Below are 16205 nucleotides of genomic sequence, written 5' to 3' on the forward strand. Positions count from 1 at the left end.
TCACGCCCGACTCCCCGGACCGTCGACACCGCGAGAGCCCTGGCGCGAGGCACGGAGCCGGTCGTACCCTGCCGCATGGAGACCACCACGTCGGCCGACGGCACGACCCTCGCGTTCGACCGGCTGGGGTCCGGTCCGCCCGTCGTGCTCCTCGCCGGTGCCACCTGCACCCGCGGCGTGACCGCCCCTCTGGCCGAGGCGCTGGCAGCGCACCTCACGGTGCTCAACGTCGACCGGCGCGGGCGTGGCGGCAGCGACGACCGGAGCAGCCGACCGCCCTACCTCGTCGAGCGCGAGGTCGAGGACGTCGCCGCGCTCGTCCGGACCGTCGGCGGCGCTGCGGCGGTCTACGGCCACTCCTCGGGAGCCGCACTCGCCCTGCACGCGGCGGCCGCCGACATCGGCGTGACCCGGCTGGTGATGCACGACGCCCCCTACAGCCCGCCCGGCGCCGAGCAGCGGGCCCGTGACTGGCACGAGTCCCTGCTGACGACGCTGGCGGACGGCCGCCGGGGTGACGCGATCGCGATGTTCCTCGCCATGGTCGGCATGCCGGACCAGGTGCTCGCGGGCCTGCGCGAAGGGTCCGCGTGGCCGGCCATGGAGGCCGTCGCACCGACGCTGGCCTACGACTCCGCAGCGATGGGCGACCGCGACGGCGGTCTGGTCCCCGCCGATCTGCTCGGTGCGATCGACGTGCCCACCTTGGTCGTCGTCGGGGGTGCCGACCACGGCTTCATGGTCGACGTCGCGCGCTCGCTCGTCTCGGGCCTGCCCGACGCCCGGCTCGAGCACCTCGTCGGCGCCGGTCACGACGTCGGCGCCGACGTCGTGGCTCCGCGCATCCTGCCGTTCCTGCTCGAGTGACCGGTCCTGTCGGTGCCCTGACCTAGGCTGGCGCCATGGCCAGCACCAAGACAGCTCGACCCGCCTACGTGTGCGCCGACTGCGGATGGACGACGAGCAAGTGGGTCGGTCGGTGCGGCGAGTGCCAGGCGTGGGGCACGGTCGACGTCGCCGCGCCCGCTCGCGCCGGACGCACCCAGGCGGCCCCGGTCACGACACCGGCCGTCCCGATCAGCCAGGTCGCGGTCGAGACCGCCCGGTCCGTCGGCTCGGGCATCGGCGAGCTCGACCGCGTGCTCGGCGGCGGCGTGGTGCCCGGAGGGGTCCTGCTGCTGGCCGGCGAGCCGGGTGTCGGCAAGTCGACATTGCTCCTGGAGGTCGCAGCGCGCTGGGCCCGCGCCGGCCGTCGCACCCTCTACGTCACCGGCGAGGAGTCCGCGGCGCAGGTCAGGCTCCGGGCCGAACGCACCGGCGCGGTCGACGACAATCTCTACCTCGCGGCCGAGACCGACCTCGGCGGGGTCCTCACCCACATCGAGACCGTCAGGCCGAGCCTGCTGATCGTCGACTCCGTGCAGACGATCGGCTCGGCCGACGTCGACGGTGTCCCCGGCGGCGTGACCCAGGTGCGCGAGGTGGCCTCCGCGGTCATCCAGCGCGCCAAGCGCGACAGCATCGCGACCCTGCTGGTCGGCCACGTGACCAAGGACGGCTCGGTCGCCGGGCCCCGCGTGCTCGAGCACCTCGTCGACGTGGTGCTGCAGTTCGAGGGCGACCGCACCTCCCGCCTGCGCCTGCTCCGCGCCGTCAAGAACCGCTTCGGCCCCGTCGACGAGATCGGCTGCTTCGACCTCGTCGACGACGGCATCGTCGAGGTGCCCGACCCCACCGGGCTGTTCGTCTCGCGCCACGACCAGCCCGTCGCCGGCACCTGTGTCACGGTCACGATGGAGGGACGCCGTCCGCTCCTCGCCGAGGTGCAGGCGCTCAGCGTCGCCTCCACGACGCCGTCCCCGCGGCGCACGTCGAGCGGCCTCGACTCGTCGCGGGTGGCCATGATCCTCGCGGTGCTCACCAAGCACTGCGGCATCCCCCTCGGCCAGCTCGACGTCTATACCGCCTCGGTCGGGGGCGCGCGGCTCATCGAGCCGTCTGTCGACCTGGCCCTGGCCGTCGCGACGCTCTCGGCGGTGTCGGGCATCGCGGCGACCCCCGACCTGGTGGCCATCGGCGAGGTCGGGCTGGCCGGAGAGGTCCGCAAGGTGAGCAACCTGGCCGCCCGGCTGCGCGAGGCCGAGCGCATCGGGTTCAAGCGCGCGGTGGTCCCCGCCGGCTCCGAGGGGCTCGACACGATCTCGTCGACGATGTCGATCCGAGCGGTCCACACGATCGCCGAGGCCGTGGAGTGCCTGGACGTCTCCAGCCTCGCCTGACGCCCCGTAGACTGTCTGCCAACGAAGCGGAGGGGATGGGGACATGGCGACGGCTGCAGAACGTCTGGCGGCGTCTCTCGACGTGTCCACGCGCATGCGCGCGACCCTCTCGTCCGTCGCCCCGGGCACCTCGCTGCGTGAAGGGCTCGAGCGCATCCTCCGCGGTCGCACCGGCGCCCTGATCGTCATCGGCCACGACAAGAGCGTCGAGGCGATCTCGACCGGCGGGTTCGCCCTCGACGTGCCGTTCACCGCCACGGGCCTGCGCGAGCTCGCCAAGATGGACGGCGCGATCATCCTCGACAAGGATGCGAGCCGCATCGTCATGGCCGGCGTGCACCTCATGCCCGATCCGTCGATCCCGACCGAGGAGACCGGCACCCGCCACCGCACGGCCGACCGGGTCGCCCGCCAGACCGGCGTGCCCGTGATCTCGGTGTCGGCCTCGATGCACATCATCGCGCTCTACCTCGAGACGCTCCGCCACGTCCTCGAGGACACCGGCGCGGTCCTCGGCCGCGCCAACCAGGCGCTCCAGACCCTCGAGCGCTATCGCAACCGCCTCGACGAGGTCTCCGACGCCCTGTCGGCCCTCGAGATCGAGGACCTCGTCACGGTCCGCGACGTCTCCGCCGTGGCCCAGCGCCTCGAGATGGTCAGCCGCATCGCCGGCGAGATCGACACCTACGTGCTCGAGCTCGGCACCGACGGCCGCCTCCTGGCGCTGCAGCTCGAGGAGCTCATCGCCGGCGTCGACGCCGAGCGCGAGCTCATCATCCGCGACTACATGCCGACCGGACGCCGCGGCCGTCCGCTCGAGGCGGTGCTGGCCGAGCTTGCCGCGATCGAGTCGACCCACCTGGTCGACCTCGGCGCCGTCGCCCGGGCGTTGCGCATCGGCACCGAGGAGACGCTCGACGGCCCCCTGGCCCCCCGCGGCTACCGGCTGCTCGCGCGCATCCCGCGTCTGCCCATCTCGGTCGTCGAGGGCCTCATCGAGCACTTCGGCTCGCTGCAGAAGCTGCTCGCTGCGAGCATCGAGGACCTCCAGAACGTCGACGGCGTCGGCGACCTGCGCGCCCGTGGCGTCCGCGAGGGCCTGTCCCGCCTCGCGGAGTCCAGCATCCTCGAGCGCTACGTCTAGCAGCCGCTCGTCCGGCGGCCTACTCGTCAGCCGGCTTCGTCGTGCCCTTCGGCGGCTTGGGCGTGGCGGTGGTCTTCGTGGCCGTGGGCTTGGGGGCCGGCCTGTTCTCGAGGTCGAACGTCGCCTTGCCCGGCTCTCCGCCGAGCGTGCCGATCTGCACGGTGTACTTGCCCGGCGAGGCGAAGTCCTCCTTCGAGGTGCACTTCGAGCCCGACCCCCGACCGGTCCACTGGACCGTCGCGAGGGTCGACCAGCCGGGCGTGATCGCGACCGGGTCGGTCAGGGGCGACACCTTGCAGACCGTGGAGTCCCAGACCGCGGTGCCGTTGGCGCTGATGACCGCGATCGCGTCGGCGTCGGCCGGGGTCAGGGTGCACGCCTTGCTCGCGGTCGAGCTCACGACGAGCCCGATCTCGACCGCTGCACGGGTGAGCTGCCCTGAGCGGACCGTCGGAGTGATGCGGACCTTCTCGGGATCGCACGCCGCGGCATCGCTCACCAGGGCCACGTCGACGAGGCCGTCGACCTTGGCCTCCGGCGTCGGAGCCGTCGTGGGGGCCGGTGTGGTCGCCGTCGCCTTGGCGGTCGGCTCATCGACGTCGCTGCCACCGGCCACCTGGAGGACCAGCCAGACGATCGCGATGACGCCTGCCAGCAGGAGGAGTCGACGTCGCCAGTAGACCTCGGCGGGCAACCTGCGCTGACTCACGGTCACACGATATGCGGGTCGGGGCCCGTGCGAAGATCGACGCGCCATGACGTCACCGAAGCCTCCACTCCCGCTCACGGACCTGACCCACCTGCACGAGGACGTCCTCGACTGGTTCGAGGGGGCCGCCCGCGACCTGCCGTGGCGCCGAGACACCTCGCCGTGGTCGGTCATGGTCTCGGAGTTCATGCTGCAGCAGACACCCGTGATCCGCGTGCTGCCGGTCTACGCGGCGTGGATGGACCGGTGGCCCACACCGGCAGCGCTCGCCGCCGAGGCCACTGGTGAGGCCGTCCGCGCCTGGGGACGGCTCGGCTACCCGCGGCGGGCGCTTCGGCTGCACGCGGCCGCGACGGTGATCGTCGAGCGCCACGGCGGCGAGGTGCCTCGGACGCGCGAGGAGCTGCTCGCCCTGCCGGGCGTCGGCGACTACACCGCGGCCGCGATCGAGTCGTTCGCGTTCAGCGGTCGGGCCGTGGTCATGGACACCAACGTCCGGCGCGTCTTCGCCCGGGTCGTGTCGGGTGTCCAGTTCCCTGCGACGGCCGTGACTGCCGCGGAGCGGGCGCTCGCCACGGCCCTCCTGCCGATCGACGACGCCCATCGGTGGGCCGCCGCCACGATGGAGCTCGGGGCGGTCGTCTGCACGGCCCGTTCACCCCGCTGCGACGAGTGCCCCGTCGCCTCGCTGTGCCGGTGGCGCGCGGCGGGCTATCCGGCCCACGACGGCCCGGCGCGGCGCGGCCAAGCCTGGGACGGCACCGACCGGCAGTGTCGCGGACGACTGATGGCGGTCCTGCGCGAAGCGCCCGGGCCGGTGCCGAAGACAGCGCTCGACGCCGTCTGGCCCGATGCGCTCCAGCGCGAGCGCTGCCTCGACGGGCTCGTCGCCGACGAGCTGGTCGAGCCCGTCGGCGACGACTCGTTCGCGCTACCGGGCCAGCGCTGAGGCCAGGTCCTCGACGACCTGACGCAGCGCGGCGTCGCCGTCGAGCGGCCGGTCGAGCATCAAGCCGTTGAACGTGGCATCGACCAGGGTCGCCAGCCGCGGCGCATCCTGCTCCGCCGCACCCGACGCGGCCAGATGGCCCGCGATCGCGGCGATCCACACCAGGTTGGAGTCGCGGACCGACGAGACGTACGGCTCGCGGCCGAACAGTCCCAGCGCCGCCGCCTCGACATACATGCGTTGGCAGCGCTGGACCTGCTGGGCGGTGAAGGTGTCCCAGAGGTCGATGACCGCCTGCGCCACCGAGGCCGACGGCGGCATGGCCGAGATGATGGCCATCGACCGGTCGTTGGACGTCGACAGGACCGCCGCGACCAGCTCGTCCTTGGACCCGAAGTGGTAGATCAGCATGCGGTCGCTCGTGTCCATCGCTGCGGCGAGCGGCCGCAGGCTCAGCCCGATCAGCCCGTGCTCCAGCGCATGGTCGGTCGCCCGTTCGGCCAGCTCGTCCCGCCTCGACATGACCCCAAACGTAGCACGTGCTACGTTTGGCATGTAGCAAGTGCTACAGAAAGCCGGGATCCATCATGCTCGTCGCCGCAGCGCTCCTGCTGGTCGCCATCGCCACGGAGGTCTTCGCGACCGCTGCCCTCCCCCACGCCCAGGGGTTCACCGACCCACGCTGGACCGCCGTCGTGGTCGGCGGCTACGCCCTGTCGATCTGGCTCCTGACCCTCGTCGTCAAACAGATCCCGGTCTCGATCACCTATGCCATCTGGGCCGGCCTGGGCACGGCGGCGATCGCCGTGGTCGGCGTGGTCTTCCTCGACGAGCCGCTGAACGCCCTCAAGGTCACCGCGCTCGCCCTGATCATCGGCGGCGTCGTCCTGCTCAACCTGCAGGGCTCCCACTAGCCGCAGGCACGACGAAGCCCCCGCAGCCGGGCTGCGGGGGCTTCGTTCGTCTCAGGCCTCGCTGGTCGAGGACCCGCGAGGGGCGAGCAGGTGTGTCGAGATCACTCGGCTCCGGCCTCGACGGCCGGGGGCACGTCGGGCATCTCCAGCTCGAGCTCGGCCTTGTTACGACCCTCGAACGTGAACACCGCCTCGGAGCCCTCGCCCTCGACACCGACCAGGACGATCTGACCGGGGTGCAGCTCTCCGTAGAGAAGCTTCTCGGCCATGACGTCCTCGATCTCGCGCTGCACCGTGCGGCGCAGAGGACGAGCACCCAGGACGGGGTCGAAGCCACGCCTCGACAACAGCTCCTTGGCCTCCATCGTGAGCTCGATGTTCATGTCCTTCTCGGCCAGACGCTTCTCCAGGGAGCCGATCATCATGTCGACCATCTGGAAGATCTCGTCCTGCGTCAACGGCGGGAACACGATGATCTCGTCGACACGGTTGAGGAACTCAGGCCGGAAGTGCTGCTTGAGCTCGATCGACACGCGCTCCTTCATCTTGTTGTAGGACCCCGCGGTGTCGCCGGCCTGGCTGAAGCCCAGGTTGACGCCCTTGGAGATCTCCCGCGCACCGAGGTTGGTGGTCATGATGACGACGGCGTTCTTGAAGTTGACGACGCGTCCCTGACCGTCGGTCAGGTGACCCTCCTCGAGCACCTGCAGCAGCGAGTTGAAGATGTCGGGATGGGCCTTCTCGATCTCGTCGAACAGGACGACGGAGAACGGCTTGCGGCGCACCTTCTCGGTGAGCTGGCCACCCTCTTCGTAGCCGACGTAGCCGGGAGGCGAGCCGAAGAGACGCGAGACGGTGTGCTTCTCGCTGTACTCCGACATGTCGAGCTGGATCAGGGAGTCCTCGTCGCCGAACAGGAAGTTGGCGAGCGCCTTGGACAGCCACGTCTTGCCGACGCCCGAGGGGCCGGCGAAGATGAACGATCCACCGGGACGCTTGGGGTCCTTCAGACCCGCACGCGTACGACGGATCGCCCGCGACAGGGCCTTGATGGCCTCGTCCTGGCCGATGACCCGCTCGTGCAGCTCGGCCTCCATGTTGAGCAGGCGGCTCGACTCGGCCTCGCTGAGCTGACCGACGGGGATGCCGGTCGCCTTGGCGAGGACCTCGGCGATGAGCTGCTCGTCGACGACGGCCACGGTGTCGAGGTCGCCGGACTTCCACGCCTTCTCACGCTCGCCCTTGGCGTTGATGAGCTTCTTCTCCTCGTCGCGCAGCGAGGCGGCAGCCTCGAAGTCCTGCGCGTCGATGGCGCCCTCCTTGCGGCGGCGGACGTCGGCGATCTTGTCGTCGAACTCCTTGAGCTCCGGCGGGGTCGCCATGCGACGGATGCGCAGGCGGGCGCCGGCCTCGTCGATCAGGTCGATCGCCTTGTCGGGCAGGAACCGGTCGGAGACGTAGCGGTCGCCCATCGTCGCCGCGGCCACGAGGGCCTCGTCGGTGATGGAGACGCGGTGGTGCGCCTCGTAGCGGTCGCGCAGACCCTTGAGGATCTCGACGGTGTCGGCCACCGACGGCTCGTCGACGAGGATCGGCTGGAAGCGGCGGTTGAGGGCCGCGTCCTTCTCGAAGTGCTTGCGGTACTCGTCGAGCGTCGTCGCGCCGATCGTCTGCAGCTCTCCACGAGCCAGCATCGGCTTGAGGATGCTGGCGGCGTCGATCGCGCCTTCGGCGGCACCCGCACCCACGAGGGTGTGGATCTCGTCGATGAACAAGATGATGTCGCCGCGGGTGCGGATCTCCTTGAGGACCTTCTTCAGGCGCTCCTCGAAGTCACCGCGGTAGCGCGAGCCGGCCACGAGCGCGCCGAGGTCGAGCGTGTAGATCTGCTTGTCCTTGAGCGTCTCGGGCACGTCGCCGCGGACGATGTCCTGGGCGAGGCTCTCGACGACGGCGGTCTTGCCGACGCCGGGCTCACCGACGAGCACCGGGTTGTTCTTGGTGCGGCGCGACAGCGTCTGCATGACGCGCTCGGCCTCGTCGTCGCGACCGATGACCGGGTCGAGCTTGCCCTCGCGGGCAGCCTGGGTCAGGTTGCGGCCGAACTGGTCGAGCACCGCGGACGTGCTGGGGGCGGACTCGCTCGGGGCACCGGCGGCCTCGGCCTCCTTGCCCTGGAACCCGCTGACCAGCTGGATGACCTGCTGGCGCACGCGGTTGAGGTCGGCGCCGAGCTTGACCAGCACCTGGGCAGCGACGCCCTCGCCCTCGCGGATCAGGCCGAGCAGGATGTGCTCGGTGCCGATGTAGTTGTGGCCGAGCTGCAGCGCCTCGCGGAGGCTGAGCTCGAGCACCTTCTTGGCACGAGGGGTGAACGGGATGTGCCCGCTCGGTGCCTGCTGGCCCTGGCCGATGATGTCCTCGACCTGGCCGCGCACGGCCTCGAGCGAGATGTCGAGGCTCTCGAGGGCCTTGGCAGCCACTCCCTCGCCCTCGTGGATCAGGCCCAGGAGGATGTGCTCCGTGCCGATGTAGTTGTGGCTGAGCATGCGTGCCTCTTCTTGGGCAAGCACGACCACACGACGAGCGCGGTCAGTAAATCTCTCGAACATGGCGTCCCCTCTGATGGACTATCAGTTCAGTTTAGGCCCGTACGGAAATCCGCACGAACGAAGTCCATATGTGTAACCCAACCTTCATGCCGCCCGGGTCGTTCCCTCGTTCGCCGTCGGCGTAATGATCGGCGCGATGACCGCAGATCTGAGGTGTTCCCCTACTTCCCGGTTCCCTCCGTCTCGTTCCTCGACGTCGGACCTACCTACCCGTTCCCTCCGTCTCGTTCCTCGACGTCGGACCTACCGCCCGGTTCCCTCCGTCTCGTTCCTCGACGTCGGACCTACCTGCCCGTTCCCTCCGTCTCGTTCCTCGACGTCGGGAACAAGATCGCGTCGCGGATGCCGATGCCCTGCAGCAGCATCACCAGGCGGTCGACGCCGAAGCCCAGGCCACCGGCGGGCGGCATGCCGAACTCGAGGGCCCGCAGGAAGTCCTCGTCGACGTCGTTGGCCTCGGGGTTGCCGGCGGCCGCCTGTCGCGCCTGCTCCTCGAGCCGCTCACGCTGGATGACGGGGTCGTTGAGCTCGGAGTAGGCGGGCGCCAGCTCCACACCGTTGATGATGAGGTCCCATGCCTCGACGAGCCCCGGCTTGGTGCGGTGCTTCTTGGCCAGCGGACGGACCGACTCCGGGTAGTCGCGGACGAACGTCGGCTGGATCAGCGTGTGCTCGACGACCTTCTCGTAGAGCTCCAGCACGATCTCGCCGGCGTCCCAGCCGTCACGCAGCGCGACGTCGTGCTGCGCGGCGAGCGCGACCAGGTCGTCGACCGACGTGTCGATGTCGACGGTCTGCCCCACGGCCTCGCTCACCAGCCCGTGCACCGTGGCGTGGCGCCACTCGGCCTCGAGGTTGATCGGCGAGCCGTCGCGACCCGTGACGACCGTCTTGTCGACCGAGCGGGCTGCGTCGATCACGAGCTCGCGGGTCAGGACGGCCATCGTGTCGTACGAGCCGTAGGCCTCGTAGGCCTCGAGCATCAGGAACTCGACGTTGTGGGTGTTGTCGACCCCCTCGTTGCGGAACGTCTTGGCCATCTCGTAGACCTTGTCGATGCCACCGACCAGCGCACGCTTGAGGTGCAGCTCGAGCGCGATGCGCAGCAGGGCCGGCTCGTCGAAGGCGTTGACGTGCGTGCGGAACGGACGCGCGGCTGCGCCGCCGTTGGTGTGCTGCAGGACCGGTGTCTCGACCTCGACATAGCCGAGCCGGTCGAGGGTCGAGCGCAGCGACTGCATGACCTTGGCCTTGACCCGCACGTTGTCACGGGCCTCCGGCCGCACGATCAGGTCGACGTAGCGCATCCGGCTGCGGGCCTCGTCGGACAGCGGGTTGTGCTCGTTGGGCAGCGGGCGGACCGTCTTGGCCGCGACCTGCCACGCGGTCGCCATGACCGAGAGCTCGCCGCGCTTGCTCGTGATGACCTCGCCGGTGACGGCCAGGTGGTCGCCGATGTCGACGGTCGACTTGAACGCCGCGAGACTGTCCTCGCCGACGCCGGCCAACGAGACCATGGCCTGCAGCGAGGTGCCGTCGCCCTCGCGCAGCACGACGAACACGAGCTTGCCGGTGCCGCGGACGAAGATGACGCGGCCCGCGACGGTCACCGTGTCGCCGGTCTGGGTGTCGGGTCCGAGGGCCTCGGCGTCGTACGCCTCGACGACCTGGCCGATCGTGTGCGTACGGTCGACGACGGTCGGATAGGGCTCCTCACCGCGGTCGATCAGCTGCTGGCGCTTGTCCAGACGGACGCGCATCTGCTCGGGAAGATCGTCCTCGATGGCCGGGGTGTTCGTCGCGTCGCTCACGAGGATCAACTCTAGTGCCGTGGGAAGGACGCGAGAATCGGGGTTTGTCCGCGCCGGCACGGACAAACCCCGATTCCCGTCAACGGTCAGCCCTCGGCAGCCGCGCAGGTCGCCGCGCTCGTGGCATCCGGCGTGACGGCGCTCCTGCTGAGCTGTTCAGTCCTTCGCCGCTGCGCAGAGCTTGGCGCTCTCGCCTCGACTCTGAGCCGCAGCGAGGTCGCCGACTGCCATGAGCTCGTCCGCCGAGGGCGACGAGATGTCGACCGGATCGCCGAACCCCTCGTACGTGGTGACCATAGTCACGTGCTCCAGCGCCTCACCGAACATCGCAGCCTGGTCGGCACTCGCACCCTTAGACACCACCTGCATCCCGGCGTCCTCAAGTCCCGTCAGGGCATCCCCCAGGGAGATCCTCAGAGTGGAGAACTTTCCCTCGTCCAGCGTCAGCACGGCAGGCACCCAGATCTGCTCCTGCGGAAGCGTGACATAGCTGGACAGCATGATCCTGTTGAAGAGGACGGACAGCGCCGAGTCGGCGAACACCTCAACTGCGACGACGTCCTTGTCACCGTCGACGAAGCCCAGCGCCCGCGCCTCCGAGGCGATCATCATGGCTGGCTGGTACCACGGGTAGGGATTGGCAGGCATGCTCATGCCGGTCACCTGCTGCTGCACCTGATCGATCCCCTTGGTGCCGTAGTCGAACCAGCACTTGGCGGCGGGGCCGAACTCAGGACCTCCGTAGACATGATCGTCGATCGTCATGGAGCGCATGACGAACGTGCCGTCGACGGCACCTTCACTGTCCGCGCCGGGCGTCGACAGCCTAGCGAGACTTCGCCGGCCCTCGATGTCCCAGGCACCTTCTGCCGTGATGATCCTGTCGAGGAAGTCGGCCTCCGACCGAAAGCGTCCGGTGCTGTCGTCGACGAACTCCTCGTAGGCAGCGTCCAGCGCCTTGGTGGCCTCGGCCTTGGTGGCTGGGTCGACAGCCGGTCCGGTCGATGCGGTAGCCGTTGCCGTCCTCGCCGGCTGCTGGCGATCGGACTGCACGTCCTCGCTCGAGGCACAGCCGGCCAGCACCACTGCTGCAGCCGCGGCCGCCCATCCGATCCTCATGGGAGGACGGTAGCCGGGCGGCTGCCTCAGCCGTGGTTCTTCTCGTGCACCAGACGCAGGCCCGTGAGCGTCAGATGGGGGTCGCGGGTCGTGATGGTGGCGCAGTTGTCGACCACGGCCTGGGGGAACGAGCCGGTGGCGATGACCGTGACGTGGTCGGGATCGCTGCCCAGCGAGTCGATGATGCGGTTGACCATCCCGTCGACGAGACCCGCGAATCCGTAGACCAGGCCCGACTGGATCGCCTCGACGGTGTTCTTGCCGACCACGTCGCGAGGCAGCGAGAGCTCGACGCTGCGCAGCTGTGCGCCGCGCCGGGCCAGCGCCTCCAGCGAGAGCTCGACGCCCGGGGCGATGGCGCCGCCGATGTAGCGGTTGGACTCGTCGACGACGTCGAAGATCGTCGCTGTGCCGTTGAGGTCGACCACGATCGCCGGGCCGCCGTAGAGCTCGGCCGCCGCCAGGGCGTTGACGATGCGGTCGGCGCCGACCTCGCGGGGGTTGTCGGTGTGGATCGGCACCCCCGTCTTGACGCCGGGGCCGACGATCGCGACGGGCAGGTCGGCGTAGTAGCGGTCCTGCATCGCCCGCAGCTCGACGAGGATCGTCGGCACGGTGCAGCACATGCTCACCGCGTCGATCTCGTCGATGCCGGCGCGGATCGTCAGGCCGGTGATCAGCACCTGCCACTCGTCGGCCGTGCGGCGCTCGTCGGACGCCACCTGCCAGTGGTCGATCAGCGCCTCGTCGTCGCCGGTGGAGAGGTCGAACGCCCCGATCGTCGTGTGGCTGTTGCTGACGTCGAGGCAGAGCAGGATCACGGCCGCGGCCTCATCGCGAGGCGACCAACGGGTTGTCGACCACATCGCCGCGGATCAGCCCCGTGCCCGGCAGCGCCTCGGCAGGATCGCTGCCGAGCGACATGACCTTGTTGTCGGCGTCGACGAAGACGACGCTGGGCTCGAAGGCCCTCGCCTCGGCGTCCTCCATCTGCGCGTAGGCGATGAGGATGACCAGGTCACCGGGGTGCACCAGGTGCGCCGCGGCACCGTTGATGCCGATGACGCCGGAGCCCCGCTCGCCGGCGATCGTGTAGGTCTCGAGCCGCGCGCCGTTGTCGATGTCGACGATGTGGACGAGCTCGCCGGGCAGCAGGTTGGCCGCGTCGAGCAGGTCCTGGTCGACCGTCACCGAGCCGACGTAGTGCAGGTCGGCCTGCGTGACGGTGGCGCGGTGGATCTTGGACTTCATCATGGTGCGGATCATGGGAGGTTCCTTCCGGTGGCGAGCCCGCCGAGGGTGAGGCCGATGTTGTCGAGCAGACGTGGCTTGCCGACCCGGGCCGCGACCAGCAGCCGGGCGTCCTCGCCGGGCACGGCGGGCCCCAGCTCGGGATCGGTCAGGACGAGGTAGTCGAGGTCGACGTCGGCGGGGTCGATCACCGCGTGCGCGGCAGCCAGGACGGCGTCCGGGCCGTGCGCCGCGGCGGCGACACCGGCCCGCAGGGCGGCGGACAGCGCCGCAGCGGTCTGCCGCTCGTCGGCGGTCAGGTAGCGGTTGCGCGAGCTCATCGCGAGGCCGTCGGTCTCACGGACGGTGGGGCACCCGACGACCTCGACGCCCAGCGCCAGCTCGCGTGCCATCTGGGTGACGAGGGTCAGCTGCTGATAGTCCTTCTCGCCGAACACCGCGACGTCGGGACGGACCAGGCCGAACAGCTTGGAGACGACCGTGAGCACGCCTCGGAAGTGGGTCGGGCGCGAGGCACCCTCGAGGATCGTGCCCAGGGGCCCGGGGTCGACGGTGACGGTGTCGACGAGTCCGGAGGGATACATCGTCGGCACGGCCGGCGCGAAGACGACGTCGACGCCGGCCTCGGCGCAGCGCTCGAGATCAGCCTCGAACGTCCGCGGGTAGTCCTCGAAGTCCTCACCCGGCGCGAACTGGGTGGGGTTGACGAAGATCGACGCGACGAGCGTCTGGCCCAGCGGGCGGGCGTGCTTGAGCAGCTGCACGTGGCCGTCGTGCAGCGCGCCCATCGTGGGGACGAAGGCGACGGTGTCGCCACCGCGCGCCTGCGCCAGCTCGGCCCGGGTCCGGGCGATGACCGGGGTGGTCATGGATCAGATCCCGGCGGCGATGTGGGCCATCGCGTCCCAGTCCGCCTCGTCCAGCACCTGGCGGATCGTGCCGGCGACCGCAGGAGCCAGACGCTGGTCGACCTCGGCGCGGCCGGCCGTGGCACGGGCCAGCTCGAGGTAGGCGTCGACCGTCGCGTCGTCGACGTCGGCGGCAGCCAGGGCGTCGACGTGGGCGCGGATCGTCGTGACGTCACCGCGGACGACCGGTCCGGTCAGGGCGGCGTCTCCGTAGGCGAGCACGTTGTCGAGGGCGGCCGTGAGCAGCGGTCGCAGCACGGCGGCGGGGTCCTCGGCTCCGGCGGTGCGCAGGAGGTCCATCGACTGGGCCACCAGGGTCACGAGGTGGTTGGCGCCGTGCACGAGTGCTGCGTGGTAGAGCGCACGGTCGGACTCCGCGACCCACATCGGCACGCCACCGAGCGCGGCGACGAGCTCTTCGGCGAGCGGGCGGTCGACGGCCGCGGCCGTCAGGCCGAACACCGGGCTGTTCTCGAAGTCGACGGCCGTGCCGGTGAAGGTCATGGCCGGGTGGAACGCGATCGGACGGGCGCCGAGCCGGGTCAGCGCCGCGAGGGCGTCGAGGCCGTGACGGCCGCTGGTGTGCAGGACGTACTGGCCGGGGCGCACGGCGCCGGACGACGCGAGCTCCTCGGCGACGGCGATGAGGCTGTCGTCCGGCACGGCGAGCACCAGGATGTCGCTGCGTGCGGCGATCTCGGACGGGCTGAGGACGTCGACGCCCGGCAGCAGCGTGCTGATGCGCAGGCGCGAGGCGGCGGAGCGTCCACTGACACCGACGACCGGATAGCCCGCCGAGCGGAAGCGCGAAGCGAGGACGGAGCCGACCTTGCCGGCGCCGACGACGCCCATGGAGAGTCGCAGCATGAGGGGTGCCTTCCCGTGATGTCGCTGTGTTCCAGTCCCTGACGGGTACCAGACAGATTGACGACCTCAGTCTATCCCCGTGGGCCCGACTGCCTAGGGGAGCGGCCTGTGCGGTGGATCACAGCCGCGGCAGGCCCGAGGTCAGGGGTGCGGGATGCGCGCGGTGACGGTGCCCGACCGGGGACCGTCGACGAGCGTCACCGTGACGGTGCGCGGTGCACGACGAGCTGCCCCGCGCAGCGTCACGGCCCAGGCCGACCGGGCGTAGCGACGCTGCGCGCCCTGCCGCGAGGTGACGACCTGCGGCTCTCCCCACTGGACGACGTCGACGAGATCGCCGTCGGTCTTGACCGACAACGACGGCGAGGACGGCTCGACGTTGGTGAACCACGCGGCGACGTCGAGCACCAGGTCGGGCCCGTCGTGCCGCGCGGCGCGGACGACCGCCCTCGCCTGGGTCTGCTCCGCCGTCAGGACGTACGCCTCGGCGGGAACGTCGTCGACGCCCCACCCCGGCAGGTGCACCGTGAAGCCGGCGGGCTCCTCGGCCGACGGGTGCATCTCGGGCTGCATGCCCTCGGCCCGCACGAACCGCCACACGGCGTCGCGGTCGCCCGCGGTCAGCAGCGTGTTGAGGACGCGGTGCTGTGCGGGCACCTCGGCCGCGTAGCGACCAGCCGGTGCGGCCGCGACCACGCGCGGGACCCGCTCCACCAGCGCATCGAGGTAGGCGTCGTCGGCCCGTTCGAGCTTGAGCGTCGAGTTCGGGACGTTGTAGCGGAGGTACTGCAGGGCCCGCTCGGCCCGGACGTCCGGCAGGTCCGCGAGCAGGTCGAGCACGGCGTCGATCGCGTCGAACCGGGCATGCACCGCCTGCGCGGTCACCTGACCCTGCGAGATGGACGACTCCATGCGCCGCCAGTCGTAGGCCGTCGTGCCGCAGATGTCGATGCCGTCGGCGTCGCGGTAGGCCCGCGCCGTGACGATCTGGTCGCCGGCGAGCAGGACGGTCGGGAACTCGAGCGCCTGGGCGTCCCAGAACGTGCGCCGGAAGATCTTGGCGCACGCGATGGCGTTGACCAGCACGTCGGGGCGCTCCGCCAGTGAGGTGCGGCTCTCCGGCCGGGCGTGCAGGGCGCGGATCCACGGGGCGGCGGGCTTCAGGCCCGTGGGCTCGAGCCGCTGGTAGGGCATGACGGCGAGGTCGGAGCCGCTGGTCTCGAGGCCGTCCATGGCGGCCCGGATGCCGCCACGGGTGACGGTGTCGTCGGCGTCGACGAACGTCAGGTAGGTGCCCGTGGCTGCGGCGACTGCCGCGCGCCGGGCCGCACCGACGCCGGCGTTGGCCTGCGACAGCACCGTCACCCGGCGGTCGGCCCGCGCGTGCCGGCGGGCGATCGCGAGGCTGTCGTCGGTGGAGCCGTCGTCGATCACGACGACGTCGAGCCGGCGGTAGTCCTGCCGGCGGATCGACCGCAAGGCCTCGTCGAGGTGCTCGGCGCCGTTGTAGACCGGGACCACGATGCTCAGCACCGGACGTCGTCGTTGGCGCCAGCGGTCGAGGGGCGTCGCGGCGGCGCGTCGAAGTCGGCGCCTGAGTCGATCCACGCGCCGAGCATAGCGAGGGGTCACTAGGTTGAGC

General features: G+C 70.6%; 15 protein-coding genes. 5 read left to right on the forward strand and 10 right to left on the reverse strand.

From position 1 onward, the window contains the following. The first annotated feature begins 75 nt into the window (after positions 1 to 75). From HQK15_RS01850 to disA, 3 genes are read left to right on the forward strand one after another with little or no spacing between them, the layout of a single operon-like run. The gene (locus HQK15_RS01850; protein ID WP_173489729.1) at positions 76 to 867 is read left to right on the forward strand and encodes an alpha/beta fold hydrolase; all 792 of its coding nucleotides are present in this window, start codon (positions 76 to 78) and stop codon (positions 865 to 867) included. Positions 868 to 902: 35 nt separating this feature from the next. Beyond that, on the forward strand, positions 903 to 2279 hold the full coding sequence (radA, locus tag HQK15_RS01855) for a DNA repair protein RadA (protein WP_173489730.1): 1377 nt from the start codon (positions 903 to 905) through the stop codon (positions 2277 to 2279). Between the two features lie 43 nt (positions 2280 to 2322). Next, positions 2323 to 3423 carry a DNA integrity scanning diadenylate cyclase DisA gene (gene disA, locus HQK15_RS01860; RefSeq protein WP_173489731.1) on the forward strand — a complete coding sequence of 367 codons (1101 nt, stop codon included), beginning with the start codon at positions 2323 to 2325 and terminating at the stop codon, positions 3421 to 3423. Positions 3424 to 3442: 19 nt separating this feature from the next. On the opposite strand, the gene HQK15_RS01865 is transcribed toward disA, so the two are convergent. Beyond that, positions 3443 to 4132 carry a hypothetical protein gene (locus tag HQK15_RS01865; RefSeq protein WP_173489732.1) on the reverse strand — a complete coding sequence of 230 codons (690 nt, stop codon included), beginning with the start codon at positions 4130 to 4132 and terminating at the stop codon, positions 3443 to 3445. A gap of 46 nt (positions 4133 to 4178) precedes the next feature. On the opposite strand from HQK15_RS01865, the gene HQK15_RS01870 reads away from it, so the two are divergent. After that, positions 4179 to 5081 carry an HhH-GPD family protein gene (locus HQK15_RS01870; protein ID WP_173489733.1) on the forward strand — a complete coding sequence of 301 codons (903 nt, stop codon included), beginning with the start codon at positions 4179 to 4181 and terminating at the stop codon, positions 5079 to 5081. Here the strand turns inward: HQK15_RS01870 and HQK15_RS01875 are convergent. Then, positions 5064 to 5603 carry a TetR family transcriptional regulator gene (locus tag HQK15_RS01875; protein WP_254450660.1) on the reverse strand — a complete coding sequence of 180 codons (540 nt, stop codon included), beginning with the start codon at positions 5601 to 5603 and terminating at the stop codon, positions 5064 to 5066. The genes HQK15_RS01870 and HQK15_RS01875 overlap by 18 nt on opposite strands. A gap of 65 nt (positions 5604 to 5668) precedes the next feature. Between HQK15_RS01875 and HQK15_RS01880 the strand changes: the two genes are divergently transcribed. Then, positions 5669 to 5995, forward strand: a complete 327-nt coding sequence (locus HQK15_RS01880; RefSeq protein WP_173489735.1) for a DMT family transporter — start codon at positions 5669 to 5671, stop codon at positions 5993 to 5995. 101 nt (positions 5996 to 6096) lie between these two features. Here the strand turns inward: HQK15_RS01880 and HQK15_RS01885 are convergent, their stop codons facing one another. From HQK15_RS01885 to HQK15_RS01920, 8 genes are all read right to left on the reverse strand, one after another. Continuing rightward, positions 6097 to 8607 carry an ATP-dependent Clp protease ATP-binding subunit gene (locus HQK15_RS01885; protein WP_173489736.1) on the reverse strand — a complete coding sequence of 837 codons (2511 nt, stop codon included), beginning with the start codon at positions 8605 to 8607 and terminating at the stop codon, positions 6097 to 6099. A gap of 284 nt (positions 8608 to 8891) precedes the next feature. Further along, positions 8892 to 10367, reverse strand: coding sequence for a lysine--tRNA ligase (gene lysS, locus HQK15_RS01890; protein WP_173491041.1), 1476 nt, complete (start codon positions 10365 to 10367; stop codon positions 8892 to 8894). Positions 10368 to 10574: 207 nt separating this feature from the next. Further along, positions 10575 to 11537 carry a hypothetical protein gene (locus HQK15_RS01895; protein WP_173489737.1) on the reverse strand — a complete coding sequence of 321 codons (963 nt, stop codon included), beginning with the start codon at positions 11535 to 11537 and terminating at the stop codon, positions 10575 to 10577. A gap of 26 nt (positions 11538 to 11563) precedes the next feature. Then, the gene (locus tag HQK15_RS01900) at positions 11564 to 12358 is read right to left on the reverse strand and encodes a type III pantothenate kinase (protein WP_367649030.1); all 795 of its coding nucleotides are present in this window, start codon (positions 12356 to 12358) and stop codon (positions 11564 to 11566) included. 10 nt (positions 12359 to 12368) lie between these two features. Continuing rightward, positions 12369 to 12803, reverse strand: coding sequence for an aspartate 1-decarboxylase (panD, locus tag HQK15_RS01905; protein ID WP_173489738.1), 435 nt, complete (start codon positions 12801 to 12803; stop codon positions 12369 to 12371). Beyond that, positions 12800 to 13657: a pantoate--beta-alanine ligase gene (gene panC / locus HQK15_RS01910; protein ID WP_173489739.1), complete on the reverse strand. Its 858-nt coding sequence runs from the start codon at positions 13655 to 13657 to the stop codon at positions 12800 to 12802. The genes panD and panC overlap by 4 nt, the downstream gene beginning before the upstream one ends. A gap of 3 nt (positions 13658 to 13660) precedes the next feature. Next, positions 13661 to 14563: a Rossmann-like and DUF2520 domain-containing protein gene (locus HQK15_RS01915; protein WP_254450661.1), complete on the reverse strand. Its 903-nt coding sequence runs from the start codon at positions 14561 to 14563 to the stop codon at positions 13661 to 13663. A 141-nt stretch (positions 14564 to 14704) separates the two neighbouring features. Further along, on the reverse strand, positions 14705 to 16171 hold the full coding sequence (locus HQK15_RS01920) for a glycosyltransferase family 2 protein (protein WP_173489740.1): 1467 nt from the start codon (positions 16169 to 16171) through the stop codon (positions 14705 to 14707). Between the last annotated feature and the right edge of the window lie 34 nt (positions 16172 to 16205).

It is taken from the genome of Aeromicrobium stalagmiti (assembly GCF_013283745.1).
GTDB lineage: Bacteria > Actinomycetota > Actinomycetes > Propionibacteriales > Nocardioidaceae > Aeromicrobium > Aeromicrobium stalagmiti.